We start from the raw sequence: 15,473 nt of genomic DNA on the forward strand, positions 1-15,473 counted from the left end.
CTTAATTTACCACATAAACAAAACTATCATTTAAAAAAGTTTTGTCAATTTTAACAAGTGCAATCTTATAAAAGCCTCTTACCTCATAAATTTTTTCAATTGTGCCTACATTAATGTTAGGAGGCATGTTACCTATCAAGCCAGATGTTACCACTAAATTATTTTTTTGTATAAAACTTTGCGTATTTAAAAATTCTATCTTTGGTTCATTTAGCGAGCCTTTAAAAATACCTCTGAAATATTTGCCATTATTTATAATAAAACAATCTGCTACGAAATTGCTGTTAAATACAGTTTTAACTTTGTATAAATTACCCACTTTTGATTCCACTGTTCCAACTATATTAAGTTTTTGAGATACAACGGTTTTGTTTAGTATATCTTTTGCTGGAGCATTGGATTTTATATATATATAATTTATGTTAGAAAAATCTTTAAAAACAAAAGGGCATTTAATTAAGTGAGAATTGGCCAAGACATTTAGGTTATGTAGTTTTGCTTGTAACATTTTATTTTCTAGTGTTAATTTATTTACTTTGCTTTTTAAGCGGAAATTTTCTGTTTGTGCATTTTGTAAGGCTATATAGTTTTTTACAATATTTGCAATGGAATCTAAAGTATAAAATCCGCTAGTTTCAATAGGGTCTGCTATATATAAAATGCCCCTTGAAACAAAAAAATCAAAATTTGTATAGTGGTTTACTAATGATAAAATTGCTGCTAATATAGCATATACGAGAAGTTTTTTCATTCAATAGTAACTTCACTTAAAAAATCAAGGTTTTCAAGTACTTTGCCAGCTCCCAACACAACGGCTAAAAGTGGTTGGTCAAAAACTTTTACAGACAAGCCTGTTTCTTTTGAGATTAAAATATCCAAGCCTTTAATTTGTGATCCACCACCTGTTAGTATAATGCCACTATCTACAATATCACTTGCAAGTTCTGGCGGCGTTTGCTCTAGAGCTTCTTTTACAGCATTAACAATTAATGAAATAGGTTCTTTGGTTGCTTCACGAATTTCCTCTACAGTAATTTCAATTGAAGTAGGTATACCGGTAATCAAATCAACGCCTTTAATGGATATTTTTTGACTGTCATTTTCTTGTGGGTACGCACTGCCATAGTTTATTTTAATATTTTCTGCGCTTGATTCTCCAATTAAAACAGAGTATTTTTTCTTTATATAACTTGCTATGGCTGTATCCAGCTTATCACCGCCGCATTTTATAGACACACTGTTTACAATACCCCCAAGCGATATTACAGCTACTTCTGTTGTGCCACCACCAATATCTACTATCATAGAGCCAATTGCTTCTTGTACAGGAAGCTCTGCGCCAATGGCTGCACTCATTGGTTCTTCAATTAAATAGACTTCCCTTGCACCCGCATCGTTTGCTGCATCTTTTACAGCTTTTTTTTCCACTTGAGTAATGCCGTGAGGCACTGCTATTATAATCCTTGGTTTAAAAATAGTTCTTGAATTTTTTGATTTTTTTATAAAATATCTTATCATTCTCTCTGCTATTTCAAAATCAGCAATTACACCATCTTTCATAGGTCTTATAGCTGTAATATTCCCTGGCGTTCTACCAACCATTTCTTTTGCTTCTTTTCCAACTGCTAACACTTTTTCTGCGCCGTTGGGCTCTCTTTTTACCGCTACGACGCTTGGTTCATTTAGTATTATGCCTTTGCCATTTGCATATACAACTGTGTTTGCCGTTCCTAAATCAATAGCTATATCATTTGAAAAGTAATTGATAAGTTTACCAAACAAACTAGTCATTTTGTTCTCCTCTTTGAAAATCTTTTTTTAGACCACGTTCAACTTTTATAATGCTGGGTTCTTTGGATAAAACGCTTACGCACTCATTTATTTCATTGATGTTTGATACTTCTATTTCAAGCAAAAAAATATCTCGATCTGTTTGTTTTTTCATTTTAAAATCCGTTATATTTATATTTAAATTTGCTATTGCAGACGAAATCTTTGATATCAAACCAAGTGTATCTTTTGCATACACGGTAAGAATAGTTTTAACTTTCTTTTTTGATTCTTGCCACTGAGCTTTAATGAGGCGCTCTGAATTATAGCCAATCCTTGCAATATTTTCACAATCAATCCTATGTATCATAATAACACCATTTTTTGAAATATAGCCAATAATATCATCTCCAGCAACAGGGCTACAGCACTTTGCTAATTTTATATCAAAGTTGCTGCTTCCGTCAATAGCAATAACGAACCCAGATTTTACTTGAGTGTCAATTTCTCTTTTCTTTGTATCTTTTTGAGGCTCTAATGAGTTTATAAGACTTTGAGGATTTATTTTTTTAAGCCCTATATTTTCAAACAAATCATCTTCTTTCGACAAACCCAAACTAGAAAGGCTATCTTTAAAAGCTTTAGATTTAAGATAAGGGGCAAGCGTGATATTGTGTCTGAGTAATTCTTTTGATAATAAGTTTTTACCTATGACAATCATTTCTTGTTTTTCTATTTCTCTTACACTTTGCTTAATTTTATTTCTAGCCTTAGATGTTTTTACAAAAGAAAGCCAATCCCTTGATGGTTTATGAGAAGGACTTGTTAATATTTCTACTATATCACCGCTTTGCAATTCATGCCTTAAGGGCACCATTTTATTGTTTACTTTTGCGCCTGTGCACATATCACCAATTTTTGTATGAATTTCATATGCAAAGTCAACGCAAGTTGCACCTCTTGGCAGTACTTTTAAATCTCCAGCAGGTGTAAAAACGTATATTTCTCCACTCTCTAGGTCTGTTTTCATATCCCTTAAAAATTCTTGAGAACTTTCGTTTTGTGTATTTTCAAGTAGTTTTTTAAGCCATACAAACATTTTGTCATTCAAATTGAACTTTTTACCTTCTTTATAGCGCCAGTGAGCTGCAAGACCCTCTTCGTTTATTTCATGCATTTTTTGTGTTCTAATTTGAATTTCAAGCACAACATCTCCTGGCCCAAATACGGTTGTATGTAGCGATTGGTACATATTTTGCTTTGGCAGTGCAATATAATCTTTAAAGCGATTTAGCAGAGGTTTGTATATTTTATGTACCACACCTAGCGCATTGTAGCAGTCTTTCTCTGTTTCTGTAATAATTCTAAAAGCTACAAAGTCATAAATACTATCAAGGTCAACATTTTTTCTCTGCATTTTTGTATATATACTGTATATATGCTTTATGCGGCCATTAACTTCGCACTGAATGTTGTTTTGTAATAAATCTTCTTTTAAAGAATTTTCTATAAATCTTATATATTCTTCTTTTTTTTCTAAAAGGTTTTCTAGATAAGATTTTATTTTATTGTAGGTTTTGTAGTCAATGATCTCAAAGCTTCTATCTTCAAGCTCACTTTTTAGCCAGTATATACCCAGTCTGTGAGCCATTGGCGCATAGATATCTAGCGTTTCTTTCGCTATTCTTTTTCTTTTTTCTTCGTTTAAATAGACAATAGTGCGCATATTATGAAGCCTGTCGGCTAATTTTATAAGGATGACTCTAAGATCATTTGCTATTGAAACTAGAAGTTTTCTAAAGTTATCTGCTTGTTTTTGCTCTGCACTTTTATACTGCAAAGACTCAATTTTTGTAAGTGCTTTTACAAGCTTTAATACATCGGGACCAAAATTGCTTTCTATTTCCTCTTCTTTCGTTTGTGTGTCTTCCAAAACATCATGCAAAAGCGCAGCGGCTATTGTATTTTCATCCAAAAGCAATCTCGTTATAATCTTTGCTGTGTTAACGGGGTGGATAATATAGCTTTCTTTAGATGCACGTTTTTGTGTTTTATGTTTTTCATAAGCAAATGTAAAAGCTTTATCTATTAGATCAAAATCGAAGTTGCTTTTTTTTTGCTTTATTAAAGCGTCCCTTATGCTCTTTTTTAAATCTTTATATGCGATCTCAATATCTGGTTCTATTTTATACTCCAAAAGCCTTGTGCTATTTCTTTTAGTGCTATTACAGTATTTTTATGCATATTGGGTTTAACATTTATAAGTGGTTTATCTCCCCTATATAGCGCATGCGTCCTAATAGCTGCTACTTTTACTAAGGCGTATTTGCTTTCAATGTGCTCTAATGCTTTGTGTACAAGCTCAACAGTTGTTTCCATTATTCCTCCTTTCGCTTTTTTATATTAATTTCCAACTCATTTATTAAATTTTCTATATCTTTTTTGCATTTTGCTTCTTCGCAAGATACAATAGTTCGAATTTGTTGAACTGTTTTCTCTATTGAATAATTTACAATAGCATATTCAAAATTCCATACCTCATCTAACTCTTTTATAGCATTTTTTAACCGAATATCAAAATTGTTTCTTTGCGTTTTACTGATTCTTCTCATCCACTCTTCAAAAGAAGGTGGCAATAAGAAAATTGTCACAACAGATGGCATAATTTTTTTTATTTTAGCAGCCCCTTGGATATCTATGGTAAGTATTTTGTGTTTAGAGTTTGACTGAAGGGACTCTTTCGATATACCATAGTAGTTATCGTGGACATAAGAAAACTCAGCAAAAAAATCTTTTTTTATAAATTCATCAAACTTTTCTTTTCCTATAAAGTAATAATCAACGCTTTCTATTTCAATTGGACGTTTTGGTCTTGAAGTATATGTAACAATACGCTCAAAATTTGATTTTTCGAGGTTTTTTGCTATTGTTGTCTTACCCACGCCACTTGGGCTTGAAATAATAATGATCATAACTTAGGTCTCATTTATGCGCTCTGCCAATGTTTGGGGCGCTATTGCAGACATTATAATATGTCCTGAGTCTGTTATCAATATGGCACGCGTTTTTTTACCTTTTGTAGCATCAATAATCTTGCCCGTATTTTTGAACTCATCCTTTAGTTTTTTAATAGGTGTAGAGTCGGGACTTAATATTGCAATTACGCGCTCTTTGTTTACAATACTGCCAAAGCCAATGTTAACGCAAATTTTCATATTCGCTCCTTTAGGCTAATTCTCTAATTCTAGATCAATTTTTCCTTCATAGATATCCACCTTCGTAGGTTTTACCTTGATAAAGTCGCCCAACCTATAAACTTTTCTTGTTTTTCTTCCAATAATCATTTGTTTTTGCTCAAAAAATGTGTAGAAATCATCTTTTAGCGCACTATATGGCAAAAAACCTTCTGCAAATATCTCTTTTAGCTCAACAAACACTCCGCTTCCTATCATAGAAACAATGGTGCCGTTGAAGGTTTTACCTATGTATTTACCAACAAACCTTGCCTGTTCAATGTCTTTTGCAAAGTATTCGGCAGCTTCTGTGACAAGTTCTCTCTTTTGAACTTGCTTTACTATGCTTTCAAGTTTTTTATAGGGATACTCCTTCATGTTAAGTAACGTGCGGGAAAGTATTTTATGTATGATCAAATCGGGGAAGCGTCTAATAGGTGATGTGAAGTGTGTGTAATTTTCAAAACCGAGTGCAAAGTGGCCAATGTCTTCCAAGGAGTACTCTGCCCTTTCTAAACTTCTTAAGATTAATTTTGATACAATGCCCCTTTTGGTTGCGTCTATTGATTGAATAAATTTTTGTATTTTTTTTGCGTTTGTTTTTTTTGGAAATATATAATCCATTTCTTTTAGCTGTGAAACCAAATTCATTAGTTTGGTGGTTTGTGGTTTTTCATGAATTCTGTGTAAAAAAAGCTTTTTTTTATTTTTTAGATAATCTGCAACTGCTTTATTTGCAGCAAGCATAAATTCTTCTATTATTTCGTAAGCAAATATTTTTGGTCTTTGTACTATATTAACTACCTCATTATTTTCTATTATAAAGACTGGTTCTTTAATATCTAACTCAAGGCTGCCTTTTAAAAATCTCCTTGCGCTTAAAATTTTTGCCAAAATTTTCATTTTGTGCAAGTACGATTTTAAATTTTCATCACAATCAACTTTGCCATTTAGGCAATCTTCGACAAAATCGTATGTCAATCGATTTTTGTTTCTTATAATGCTTTTTGTAAATTTAAAAGCCTTTCGATTTCCCTTTTTATCAAAATCTAAAATTACTGTAAATGCAAGTCTGTCTTTGCCTGGCACAAGCGAGCAGATATCGTCTGATAGTTTTCTTGGTAGCATGGGTATATTGCTTTGAGGAAAATATACGCTAAATCCTCGATCAAGAGCGCTTTTTTCAATTGCGCTATTATCTTTGGCATAATAGCTTACATCAGCAATGTGTACGTAGAGTCTATAACCGTCGTTTAAAAACTCGATATCTATAGCATCGTCAAAATCTTTAGCATCAGCGCCATCAATTGTTAGTGTGCTTAAGTTCCTAAAGTCACTTCTGTCTACAAAATCTTCCTTACTTGGCTCATTTATGGATTGTAACTCACATCCAACTTCTGAATTAAATTCTGTTGGCAGGTTGTATTTGGCAATTATAATCGCCTCGTCGTTTTCAGATGAGTTAGAGTATGTTTGGATAACTTTAGCAACTTCGGTATTTTTTAGCTGTATGATTTGAGCTTTTACTAAGCTTTCTTCGTTTACTTTGCCTGATAATTTTATTAAAAATTTTGTTTTTAGTGGTACAAAAAAGTACGAAGAATTGATTTTCTTTACATAGCCAACCACATACTTATTGTGTCTTTTTGTTACACTTAAGAGTTTTGCTTTCGGATGCCTAGCCCAAATAAAAAGCACTTTAACCTCATCACCATCTTGTGCAAATTTATCTGAAAAATCAAATAAATCTTTTTCTACCGAATATGTATTTTCCTCTGTTATAATGGAATAGTGAGTTTTGTTAACTTTAAATAAGCCTTTTATAGTAATCTTTTTATTTCTATGTTTTTTAGACATGTTCAAAAAAATTCACTTTCCTATCTTTTGCTTTTGGGATTTTTAGTTCCTTGCGATATTTTACAATGGCACGCCTGGTTACCTGAATGTTATGTTTAATTAAGATTTGTCTAAGCGACTCATCATCCAATGGATTTGAGGCGTTTTCTTGCGTAATTGCAGATTTTACTATCTCTAATATTCTATATTTTGAGACGCCTTCTTTTGATTCGTTTGAAAAAAAGACTTTAAATGGATATATTTTTGATTTAAATAAAATATATTTGTTTGAAAGTGCCCTGCTTATTGTAGATGCGCTATAGCCAAGAAGCAAAGCTATTTGCGTCATAGAAAGCGGCTGAAGTAGCCCTTTCTCAAAAAACAATCTTTGCTTTCGCGCCACAATATTGGCTATTTTTAAAAGAGTTTGGTGGCGCATATTTAGAGCATCGTGTAGTATTTTTATTTCTTTAAGCTTCTCTTTTAGAAAAATTTCATCTTTAATCTGTTTTATAAGTGTTTCATTTACTATTAATTTATTTAAAAATTCATCGTTTATAATAGGAATAAACTCATTACCAATTTGCTTTATTTCTATATCGTAATATACAAAATCCTCATTATTTGCCTTTGCATAGCCATATAAGGGATAAGGCTTGAAAGCTTTTATTTTATCTATAAAAAATTGTACCTGTTGATTGCTGAAGTTTTGCTTCTGTAAACTTCTCATATCAAGCCCAAAAGTAAAAATAGCCTCAATAAATTTATTTAAGTTTTCAAAGTAAGGTTCATTTTTATAGAAAAGCTTGTTTTGAAAATGAAAAAACTCTTGTGTATCTTTGCTTGCGCAACCAATTGGGTCTGATTCCATTATTAAGTGTCTTACATAATCGAATTTTTCATCTGGCCCATAATTAGATAAATAACCCTTTTCATCAAGATTATTGATAATGTTTCCAGCGATTTCCAATTCTTGTGGGTTTAAGTTGTAAGATAAAATTAAATCTTCCAACAAGATCTGCTCAAATGTTTTTTCTTCTTCAATAAAATCCAGTTCATCGTATTCTTCTTCGCTTTCAAACTTTACTTTGTAGTTTTGTTCTAACTCTCTAAATTTACTTTCAAAATAATTATTTGGAGCGATACTGTAGTCTTTATCTATGTCAACTAATGGGTTTAATAAAACTAACTCGTCAATTTGTTCTTGCAACTCCAGCATGCTTGCGCTTAGAATCTTAAGTGATAAATCAAGTTGGTGGGTAAGAATAAGACCCAAGTTTATATTTAATTCATGTCTTAGCTCTACCATAATTATAGTTTAAATGTTTCGCCCAAATATATTTTAGCTAATCTCTCATCGTTTACAATATCCATCTTAGTGCCTTCTTTAATCACCTTACCATCATATAGTATATAGGCTTTATCTACTATATCAAGTGTTTCTCTAACATTATGGTCTGTAATGATTACGCCTAGACCTTTTTCTTTTAAAGCAAAAATCATTTTTTTTAGCTGTTCCACCATTAGTGGATCAATACCAGAAAAAGGCTCGTCCAAAAGTAAAAACTTAGGATTTGTTGCAAGTGCTCGCGCAACTTCAACTCTCCTGCGCTCTCCGCCGCTTATTGCGTAGGCTTTAGTTTTCCTTATATTAGTTAAGTTAAACTCTTCAAGTAACTCTTCTAAGCGTTCTTTTTTATTTTTTGTATCAACAAATTCAAGTACAGAATAAATATTTTGCTCCACTGCTAACCCAGTAAATACAGAAGGCTCTTGCGGTAGATAAGAGATGCCAATTTTTGAGCGCTTATGTATGGGCATTTTTGTAATGTCTTGATTATCAAGAAAAATTTGTCCACTATTTGGCCTTATAAAACCAGATATCATATAAAATGTGGTGGTCTTTCCGGCACCATTTGGACCTAAAAGCCCCACAATCTCACTTTTTTTTGCTGTTAGATTAATATTGTTTACAGCGATTTTTGTTTTGTATTTTTTAACAAGGTTTCTACACTCAATCATTGCTAACATTATATACTAAAGCGCTTTAAATTCAAATACATTTGTTGGTAGTGTAAAATACATTATTTGTATTTGCCAATGCCAAAGTGCAAAGGTACCAGGTTCGTTTTGCAATAAATATTAATGGGTTTTGTGCATTTACACAAAATTCTTGACAAAGCTGAGGGCACACATGTATATTTACTTAAAAATCAAGCCATGCGGCTAGTTATTAGGAGATAATATGGGAAATCAAGACATAGTAAAAAATAATTTTGGCAGTAAAGCTTTAAATTACAGATTAAGCTCAACACACTCAAATTCAGATGACTTGGAAAGAATGATTAATTTTTTAAAGCCCAAACATAATGACATTGTTTTAGATATTGCAACGGGTGCTGGTCATACAGCTATTGCTTTTGCTAAAGTAAACAGCAATGTAGTTGCTATTGATATTACCAAAGAGATGTTGTTGCAAGCTCAAATAGCATCAAAACAAGCTAGTGTAGATAATATTGAGTTTTTAGAAGCAGATGTGCACAATTTACCATTTAGAGATAATTTTTTTGATATCGTTGCCTGTAGGTTTGCAGTACATCACTTTTACAATGTACAAAAAACTTTAAAAGAGATGTGCAGGGTTTTGAAACCAGAAGCAAAATTCTATATTCTTGATTGTTCTGTTATTGACGGCGATGAAACAGAAATGGTAATTAATCGTTTAGAAGCTTTAAGAGATAGCTCGCATGTTTACTCTTTATCTAAAAGACAATGGATTAAACTACTTAAAGATTTGCCACTAGAGATTAAAAATATTGATCTTCTAAAAAGACAGTATAAATTGCCAGAATGGTTTGACAGAATGGGAACTAACAATGATAATAGACAAAAAATCTTTGAATTGTTAAATAACCTTTCAGAAAACTCAAAATCATTTTATCAATTTAGTCAAACATTTATAGATACATACTACATAGAGATAATTGCGAAAAAATTATAAAGGGCATTTAAGTCACCAAGATTTGTTACTTTCTTCTCCTGTATAAGTTTCTTTAGCTTTTTTGTCAACTAAACTTTATTCAAAGATTTTCTAAAAATCTCCAAAAAATAATTTTTTATTTTACACACCTTGGATGTGCACATGAAGAATACTATAGTTTCGGTTTTTTTGCAAAATTGTAAGTATTGCCAGTACGCTGAAATTTATTTATATGCTAAAATTTATCTTCACACAATATTGATTTCGATAAACATGAATTTGTTTCAAATTGAATATTTATGTGATTAATTTTTTTTTCTTTTAATATATTATATACTTTTTGTTTTATAATTTCCGTTTGACTTAACAACATGTCATTAAGTTCTATATGAATTTCTAAAAAAATATCATTGCCTGAGACGGACCACATATGAACATGGTGCACATTTTTAACGTTATCAATTGACTCGATAGCCATTTTAATTTCCTCTAAATTTAAAGTATCAGGAGAGCTTTCCATAAGAATTTTTGTTGACTTAATAAGCAATTGAATAGCTTCTCTTAGTATATAAATAGCTATAATAATTGTTAAAATTGAGTCTATCGCGTAAAACTTAAAATATAGTATTAAAAGTGCACTAACGATTACAGCGAAAGAAGCTAGTGCATCACTTAACATATGTAAATAAGTTGATTTTATATTAAAACTATGTTTTGATTTCGAATGTAAAATTATAGTGCTTAATATGTTACCAAAAAAACTAATTATAGCAAAAATTAGCATTGTTATGGGTACAATTTTATTTGGCGATATGAATCTCAGAATAGCTTCGAAAGAAATGTATAATGTAATTAAAATTAAAATACCAGAATTTATAAAAGCGGCCAAAATTTCAGCTCGTTTATAACCAAAAGTGTATTTTTGATTCGTTTTTTTATGGGCCAATACTATAGCGATGTAGCTAATAACTATGGATACAGAATCACTTAAATTATGCAGCGCGTCACTAATCAATAATAAACTACCAGATAAATAGCCCCCTAAAATTTCAAAACAACTAACAAAGAAATTAATAAATATTACTGCGATTATATTTTTGTTATCATTAGAACTATGCTGGTGCACAAATCCTCCAACAAATATTTACTTTATATTTTTATTTAACCATAAAAAAGTTTTTTTGTAAAGAAAAGAAACTATTACACTTATCCCTCTTTGTCAAGTCAAATTTCTAATACAAGGCTGATCTATTGATGCCAAGAAGCTATGTCTGACCTTTATTGATGTCTGAAAAAGGGGACAGGCTACTTTATTCTATCTTCTATTTCTTTTTTGGTCTTCCATTTCGCTTTATGGTTGGTTCCAAGCCAAATACTTTTTTAATTCTTGCTTGCCATTTTTTACCTATAAAAGTAGCCTGTCCCCTTTTTTCCACGTAGACTAGAGCTTTTTAAACATGAAAAATGCTTTTCTATCTCATGTCTCAAAGCCGCTCGATAACTTTTTATTGTCTAAAGATGGAAAATTACTTAGCTTATAAGTAGATTTGCATCTAATTTACCTAATTCGAATAGATTTTGTGAATTCACACAAAACTCTTGGCAATAGACCACTTGTTTTTGCAAGACTTGTTTGTTTGTGCTAATATCATTTCTTGAGGTTTAGGGATGAAGAATATTTTATCAATCATACTTATTGGAATGGTTGCCATTGGTTTATCAAGCTGCGCTACAAATAAGCCATTGGCGCTAAATAGCATAAATATCAATAAATCCATGCAAGTTGAGCCTTTGGATGAACTAATTAAACAATTTAGTAAAACAAATAATTCTTTAATACCAAAATCGCAATTCAATAAGGAGCTTTCGCCATCAAACATAGCAGAATTAGCTGTTATATTAAACCCAAATCTTAAGATAGACAGATATGATTTAAATTTAGCTGAAGTAAATTTAGAACAATCAAAACTTTTACCAAATCCACAGATAAGCTTTAGCATTTCAAAACCAATATCTGGAACTTTAACAAATCCATATATTGAATATGGTATATCGCCGTCTTTTGATATTGGCTCAATAATTCAAAGGAATACTAAAGTTAAAATTGCCCAATTAGAATTTGAATCAAAAAAATTACAGCTTAAGTGGGATGAGTGGCAGACTTATGAATATGCAAAGCTACTTGCGCTAAATTTTATAATACTATCAAATAAACTGGATTTATATAAAGAAATTGAACATTTAGATCAAGAAAAATACGACCACATATACAAAGCTTACAAAGAAGGCTTAATAGACCAATCAGTAATATTGAATGTTCAAAGTCAGTTGCAACAATCAGAGCTTGAAGTCCAAGCCAATGAAAAATTGTTAAACGATTCAAAAAGCGCCATTTATAAACTGTTGGGACTGCCATACAATTACACATTACCTATAAATACAAGATTAAAATTTAAACCACTTCAAAACTTTAAAGAAGAAGCACAATTGTTAAACAACGTCAAAAACAGACTTGATTTGATTGCGCTTAAACTTGCTTATGAAAGCAACGAGGAAAAATTAAGGCTGCTTTCTTTTTCTGCATTTATGCCAATTAGCGTGAGTTTTCCTTTTGTGCGTGATACTTCAAATGTTCATACAATAGGTTTTGGCGTAAGTATAAGTTTTCCTATATTTAACCAAAATCAAGGTCCAATAAAATATGCTCAAATATCGGGTAAAAAAATATACTATGAATACATAAATAGGATAAAAGATGCCCAGACTGATATAAACAAAGCCATGTTCAATGTGAAAAATATTAATCAAACGTACGCAGCTATTAACAGGTATTTTAAAGAGCTACAGTCAAAAGAAGCTGTCTATAAAGAAGTATTTAAAAGCGGAAACATAGGATTGTTACCTTATTACAATTATAAAATCAATCTTTTAAATCAGAGACTAATATTGTTTGAACTACAACAAAACTTGTATAATAACCTCATTGCGCTTGAAGTTTCCAGTGGTGAAAATCTAAACATAATTGATTAGTTTTTTATTTTTTCTTTACAATGCTAAATAAACTAAATAAAGAAGGGGCAAGTATGAGAGAAGCAAATGCACCAAAAATCAATCCCCCTATAGTAGCAATTGCTAAGGGTTGTAGTAGGTCTGTACCTCTGCCTATACCGATAGCCAAGGGTAAAAATCCAACAATATCAGCGCTCATTGTCATAATAATCGGTTTTAGTCTGCTTCGTGTAGCAAGTGCCACACTTTTGTGGCTGTGTTTGCTATTTAATTGCCTTGATCGTGAAAATATCAATATAATGTTGTTTACTGCAATTGCAAAAACAAGCAGTATGCCCAAAAAGGCTGTACTGTCAAGGTCTACTTTTGTTACCAACAGTGATAATAAAGAAAAACTTGCGGTAGAACTAATAGCTATTATTGCAGCTATTGCGCATTTTTGACTCGAAAATTGAAAACCAAACAGTATCAGTAAAATAAAAAGTGCAATTGTTAAAATTAGATACATATTTTGAAAACTTTTTGTCTGTTGTTTATAATAACCACCAATAGAATAGCTAATATCATGTGGCAAATTCATATGTTTTATAATATTTTCAATACTACTTGCTGCTGTAGTTAAACCTACATGAGCATATGGTTTTAACCAAATGTAAGAATAAGGCACCAAATTTTGATGTGTAATATACGGAACGCTGGTTTTTACGTTGATATTTGATAGCATATTTAAACTCATAGGTTTATCGTTGTGTATTATATCTAAAGATTCAAGCTCTTTTGTTGTTTGTGGTTTGTTTTGAAGCGTTATTCTTATTGGAAATAATTGTTCACCTTTTAATAAGTACCCCGCATTTTCGCCCCAAAAGTAAAGTTTAATGGTGTCAGATATATTTTTTGAGTTCATATTATTTATTGTAGCAAAGTATGATGGATTAAACTCTATTTCTGGCCCAGCCGATGGAGATTTGTATGTAACAGCCTCAAAATCTTTATTTTTTGACAATATTTTGTAAATTTTTTGTCCTTCTTTAAATAATTGATCAGGGTTGCTACCAAAGAGAAAAACCTCTAAAGGAGCGTGTGAGCCTGATAAATCACCTAGTCTATTTACCATAACCTGCGATGAATTTAGTGATATGAGATTTGGTGCAAGAGTTTTAAACTTTTTGTCTAACTCTAACATTACTTTTTGAGTGCTTTCTTTTCTGTTTTCTTTTAATACAATCATCATTATAGCTTTGTTTGGTGTGGAAAAAGAGTTTCCAAAGCCTCTGCCGACCATTAAAGAAACCCTTTTAACATTTGGATTTTTAGAGGCCTCATTCATTAGAAATTCACCTACTTTTGTTGTAGTCTTAACGCTGCTTCCAACCGGTGTTCTAAATGGCACAGAAATTAAGCCTTCATCCCACTTAGGCAAAAAAGCGGTAGGAAGATTTTTAAAACTAATATAACCTATTGTAGCTACTATAAAAAGAACAATGATAGATATCCATGGTCTTCTCATAAAAAAAATTAATGTGTGGCTAAACATAAAATAAAGATGTCTATTTTTTGTTTTGTTAGAATTTTTTGTTTTGCGATACGCAAGCATTATAGATAGTATTGGTGTAAATGTTAAAGCAATAAATTGTGAAGAAATAAGGGCTATTATTATAGCAATAGCCATGTGTTTAAATAGTAAGCCCAGTGTGCCAGGCAAAAAAATGAGCGGTATAAACACAACAGTTGATGTAATCGTAGCTAAGCTCATAGGCAACAATATATCCTTGAGCCTTTTAAAAACACCTGTCATTCTATCTTGTATATCGCCAGTTATACCTTGTAAGCCACGCTCGATAATAACTATTGCATGGTCTATCATTGCACCAATTGAAGCGCAAATTCCCCCTAATGTCATTATGTTTAACCCAAAGCCCAGCAGGTATAGTGCAATAAAAGTTAAAGACAAAGAAAGCGGCACCACTATAAATACGCTAAAAGCACCATCTATTCTTCCAATAAATAGCATTACAACAACCAAAGCAATGATACTGCCAATAATAAGCGCAATCCATACATCGTTTAGATTACTTTTAATCAAGTCACTTAAATCATAAATCTTTATTAGGTTTATAGTAGAAGGCAGCCTCTCTTTAATTGTTTCAACAACTTTTTGAAGTTCTTTTGATACTTTTACTTCATTAGCCTTACTTTGTGAAAGTATGTCCATTATTAAAGCGTGCTTATACCCAGATACTTTCGCATCTTTTATTAGAGGTGGGTTTTGACTTTTTATACTGGCAATACTACTTAATGTCAATGGAATGTATTGGGAGTTTTCCGATTTCACAGATATTGTAAAATTGGATAAGTCTTTAATGTTGTTTGGCATTTTTGTGGTTGACAAGGTTAATTGTTGATTGAAATAGTTTATTACCCCAGAAAAAAATGGTCCTTCATTTAAAACAAGAGAATTTATGACTTCTTGGGGTGATATTCTATACTGTAGTAATTTTTGAGGATTGAGAGCTATATTAATCTCAGGCCAACCACGTGAAGTTTCTTCTACTTTATAAACACCATTTATACCAAGCAGCATAGGTTTTGCCTGAAAATAGTAGTAGTTCATCATGTTTGCACTGTCAATTTTGTTTGAAACAAGC

13 protein-coding genes are annotated in these 15,473 nt (G+C 31.5%); 2 read left to right on the forward strand and 11 right to left on the reverse strand.

The features are described from left to right. Window position 1 precedes the first annotated feature (1 nt). Genes mreC through lptB form a run of 9 tightly spaced genes read right to left on the reverse strand, consistent with a single transcriptional unit; the run spans window position 2 to window position 8,861 of the window. Window positions 2–751, reverse strand: a complete 750-nt coding sequence (mreC, locus tag DESAMIL20_RS02905) for a rod shape-determining protein MreC (RefSeq protein WP_086033326.1) — start codon at window positions 749–751, stop codon at window positions 2–4. Continuing rightward, entirely contained in the window at window positions 748–1,791 is a 1,044-nt protein-coding gene (locus DESAMIL20_RS02910) for a rod shape-determining protein (RefSeq protein WP_086033327.1), read from the reverse strand. Before DESAMIL20_RS02910 ends, mreC begins: the two co-directional genes overlap by 4 nt. Beyond that, window positions 1,784–3,967 carry a RelA/SpoT family protein gene (locus DESAMIL20_RS02915; protein ID WP_086033328.1) on the reverse strand — a complete coding sequence of 728 codons (2,184 nt, stop codon included), beginning with the start codon at window positions 3,965–3,967 and terminating at the stop codon, window positions 1,784–1,786. Before DESAMIL20_RS02915 ends, DESAMIL20_RS02910 begins: the two co-directional genes overlap by 8 nt. Next, the gene (gene rpoZ, locus DESAMIL20_RS02920) at window positions 3,952–4,149 is read right to left on the reverse strand and encodes a DNA-directed RNA polymerase subunit omega (protein ID WP_086033329.1); all 198 of its coding nucleotides are present in this window, start codon (window positions 4,147–4,149) and stop codon (window positions 3,952–3,954) included. Before rpoZ ends, DESAMIL20_RS02915 begins: the two co-directional genes overlap by 16 nt. Next, window positions 4,149–4,742 (reverse strand): guanylate kinase, encoded by a 594-nt coding sequence (locus DESAMIL20_RS02925; protein ID WP_086033330.1) that lies wholly within the window; start codon window positions 4,740–4,742, stop codon window positions 4,149–4,151. The genes rpoZ and DESAMIL20_RS02925 overlap by 1 nt, the downstream gene beginning before the upstream one ends. A gap of 3 nt (window positions 4,743–4,745) precedes the next feature. Next, complete coding sequence (locus DESAMIL20_RS02930; RefSeq protein ID WP_086033331.1) at window positions 4,746–4,985, reverse strand: DUF370 domain-containing protein; 240 nt, start codon at window positions 4,983–4,985, stop codon at window positions 4,746–4,748. A gap of 15 nt (window positions 4,986–5,000) precedes the next feature. Next, a complete protein-coding gene (locus tag DESAMIL20_RS02935; protein ID WP_086033332.1) occupies window positions 5,001–6,860 on the reverse strand; it encodes a ribonuclease R family protein in 1,860 nt (619 codons plus the stop codon). Further along, the gene (locus DESAMIL20_RS02940; protein WP_086033333.1) at window positions 6,853–8,148 is read right to left on the reverse strand and encodes an RNA polymerase factor sigma-54; all 1,296 of its coding nucleotides are present in this window, start codon (window positions 8,146–8,148) and stop codon (window positions 6,853–6,855) included. The genes DESAMIL20_RS02935 and DESAMIL20_RS02940 overlap by 8 nt, the downstream gene beginning before the upstream one ends. 2 nt (window positions 8,149–8,150) lie before the next feature. Continuing rightward, on the reverse strand, window positions 8,151–8,861 hold the full coding sequence (lptB, locus tag DESAMIL20_RS02945) for an LPS export ABC transporter ATP-binding protein (RefSeq protein WP_086033334.1): 711 nt from the start codon (window positions 8,859–8,861) through the stop codon (window positions 8,151–8,153). 223 nt (window positions 8,862–9,084) lie between these two features. Between lptB and DESAMIL20_RS02950 the strand changes: the two genes are divergently transcribed. After that, window positions 9,085–9,840, forward strand: coding sequence for a class I SAM-dependent methyltransferase (locus DESAMIL20_RS02950; protein ID WP_086033335.1), 756 nt, complete (start codon window positions 9,085–9,087; stop codon window positions 9,838–9,840). A 214-nt stretch (window positions 9,841–10,054) separates the two neighbouring features. On the opposite strand, the gene DESAMIL20_RS02955 is transcribed toward DESAMIL20_RS02950, so the two are convergent. Next, window positions 10,055–10,945: a cation diffusion facilitator family transporter gene (locus DESAMIL20_RS02955; protein WP_158090492.1), complete on the reverse strand. Its 891-nt coding sequence runs from the start codon at window positions 10,943–10,945 to the stop codon at window positions 10,055–10,057. Window positions 10,946–11,487: 542 nt separating this feature from the next. Between DESAMIL20_RS02955 and DESAMIL20_RS02960 the strand changes: the two genes are divergently transcribed. Beyond that, window positions 11,488–12,849, forward strand: coding sequence for a TolC family protein (locus tag DESAMIL20_RS02960; protein WP_086033337.1), 1,362 nt, complete (start codon window positions 11,488–11,490; stop codon window positions 12,847–12,849). Window positions 12,850–12,853: 4 nt separating this feature from the next. Here DESAMIL20_RS02960 and DESAMIL20_RS02965 read toward each other — a convergent pair. Then, window positions 12,854–15,473: efflux RND transporter permease subunit (locus DESAMIL20_RS02965; protein WP_143340229.1), on the reverse strand; the 2,620-nt coding region annotated here is incomplete at its 5' end.

Origin of the sequence: Desulfurella amilsii, from assembly GCF_002119425.1 — a bacterium.
Taxonomy (GTDB): Bacteria; Campylobacterota_A; Desulfurellia; order Desulfurellales; family Desulfurellaceae; genus Desulfurella; species Desulfurella amilsii.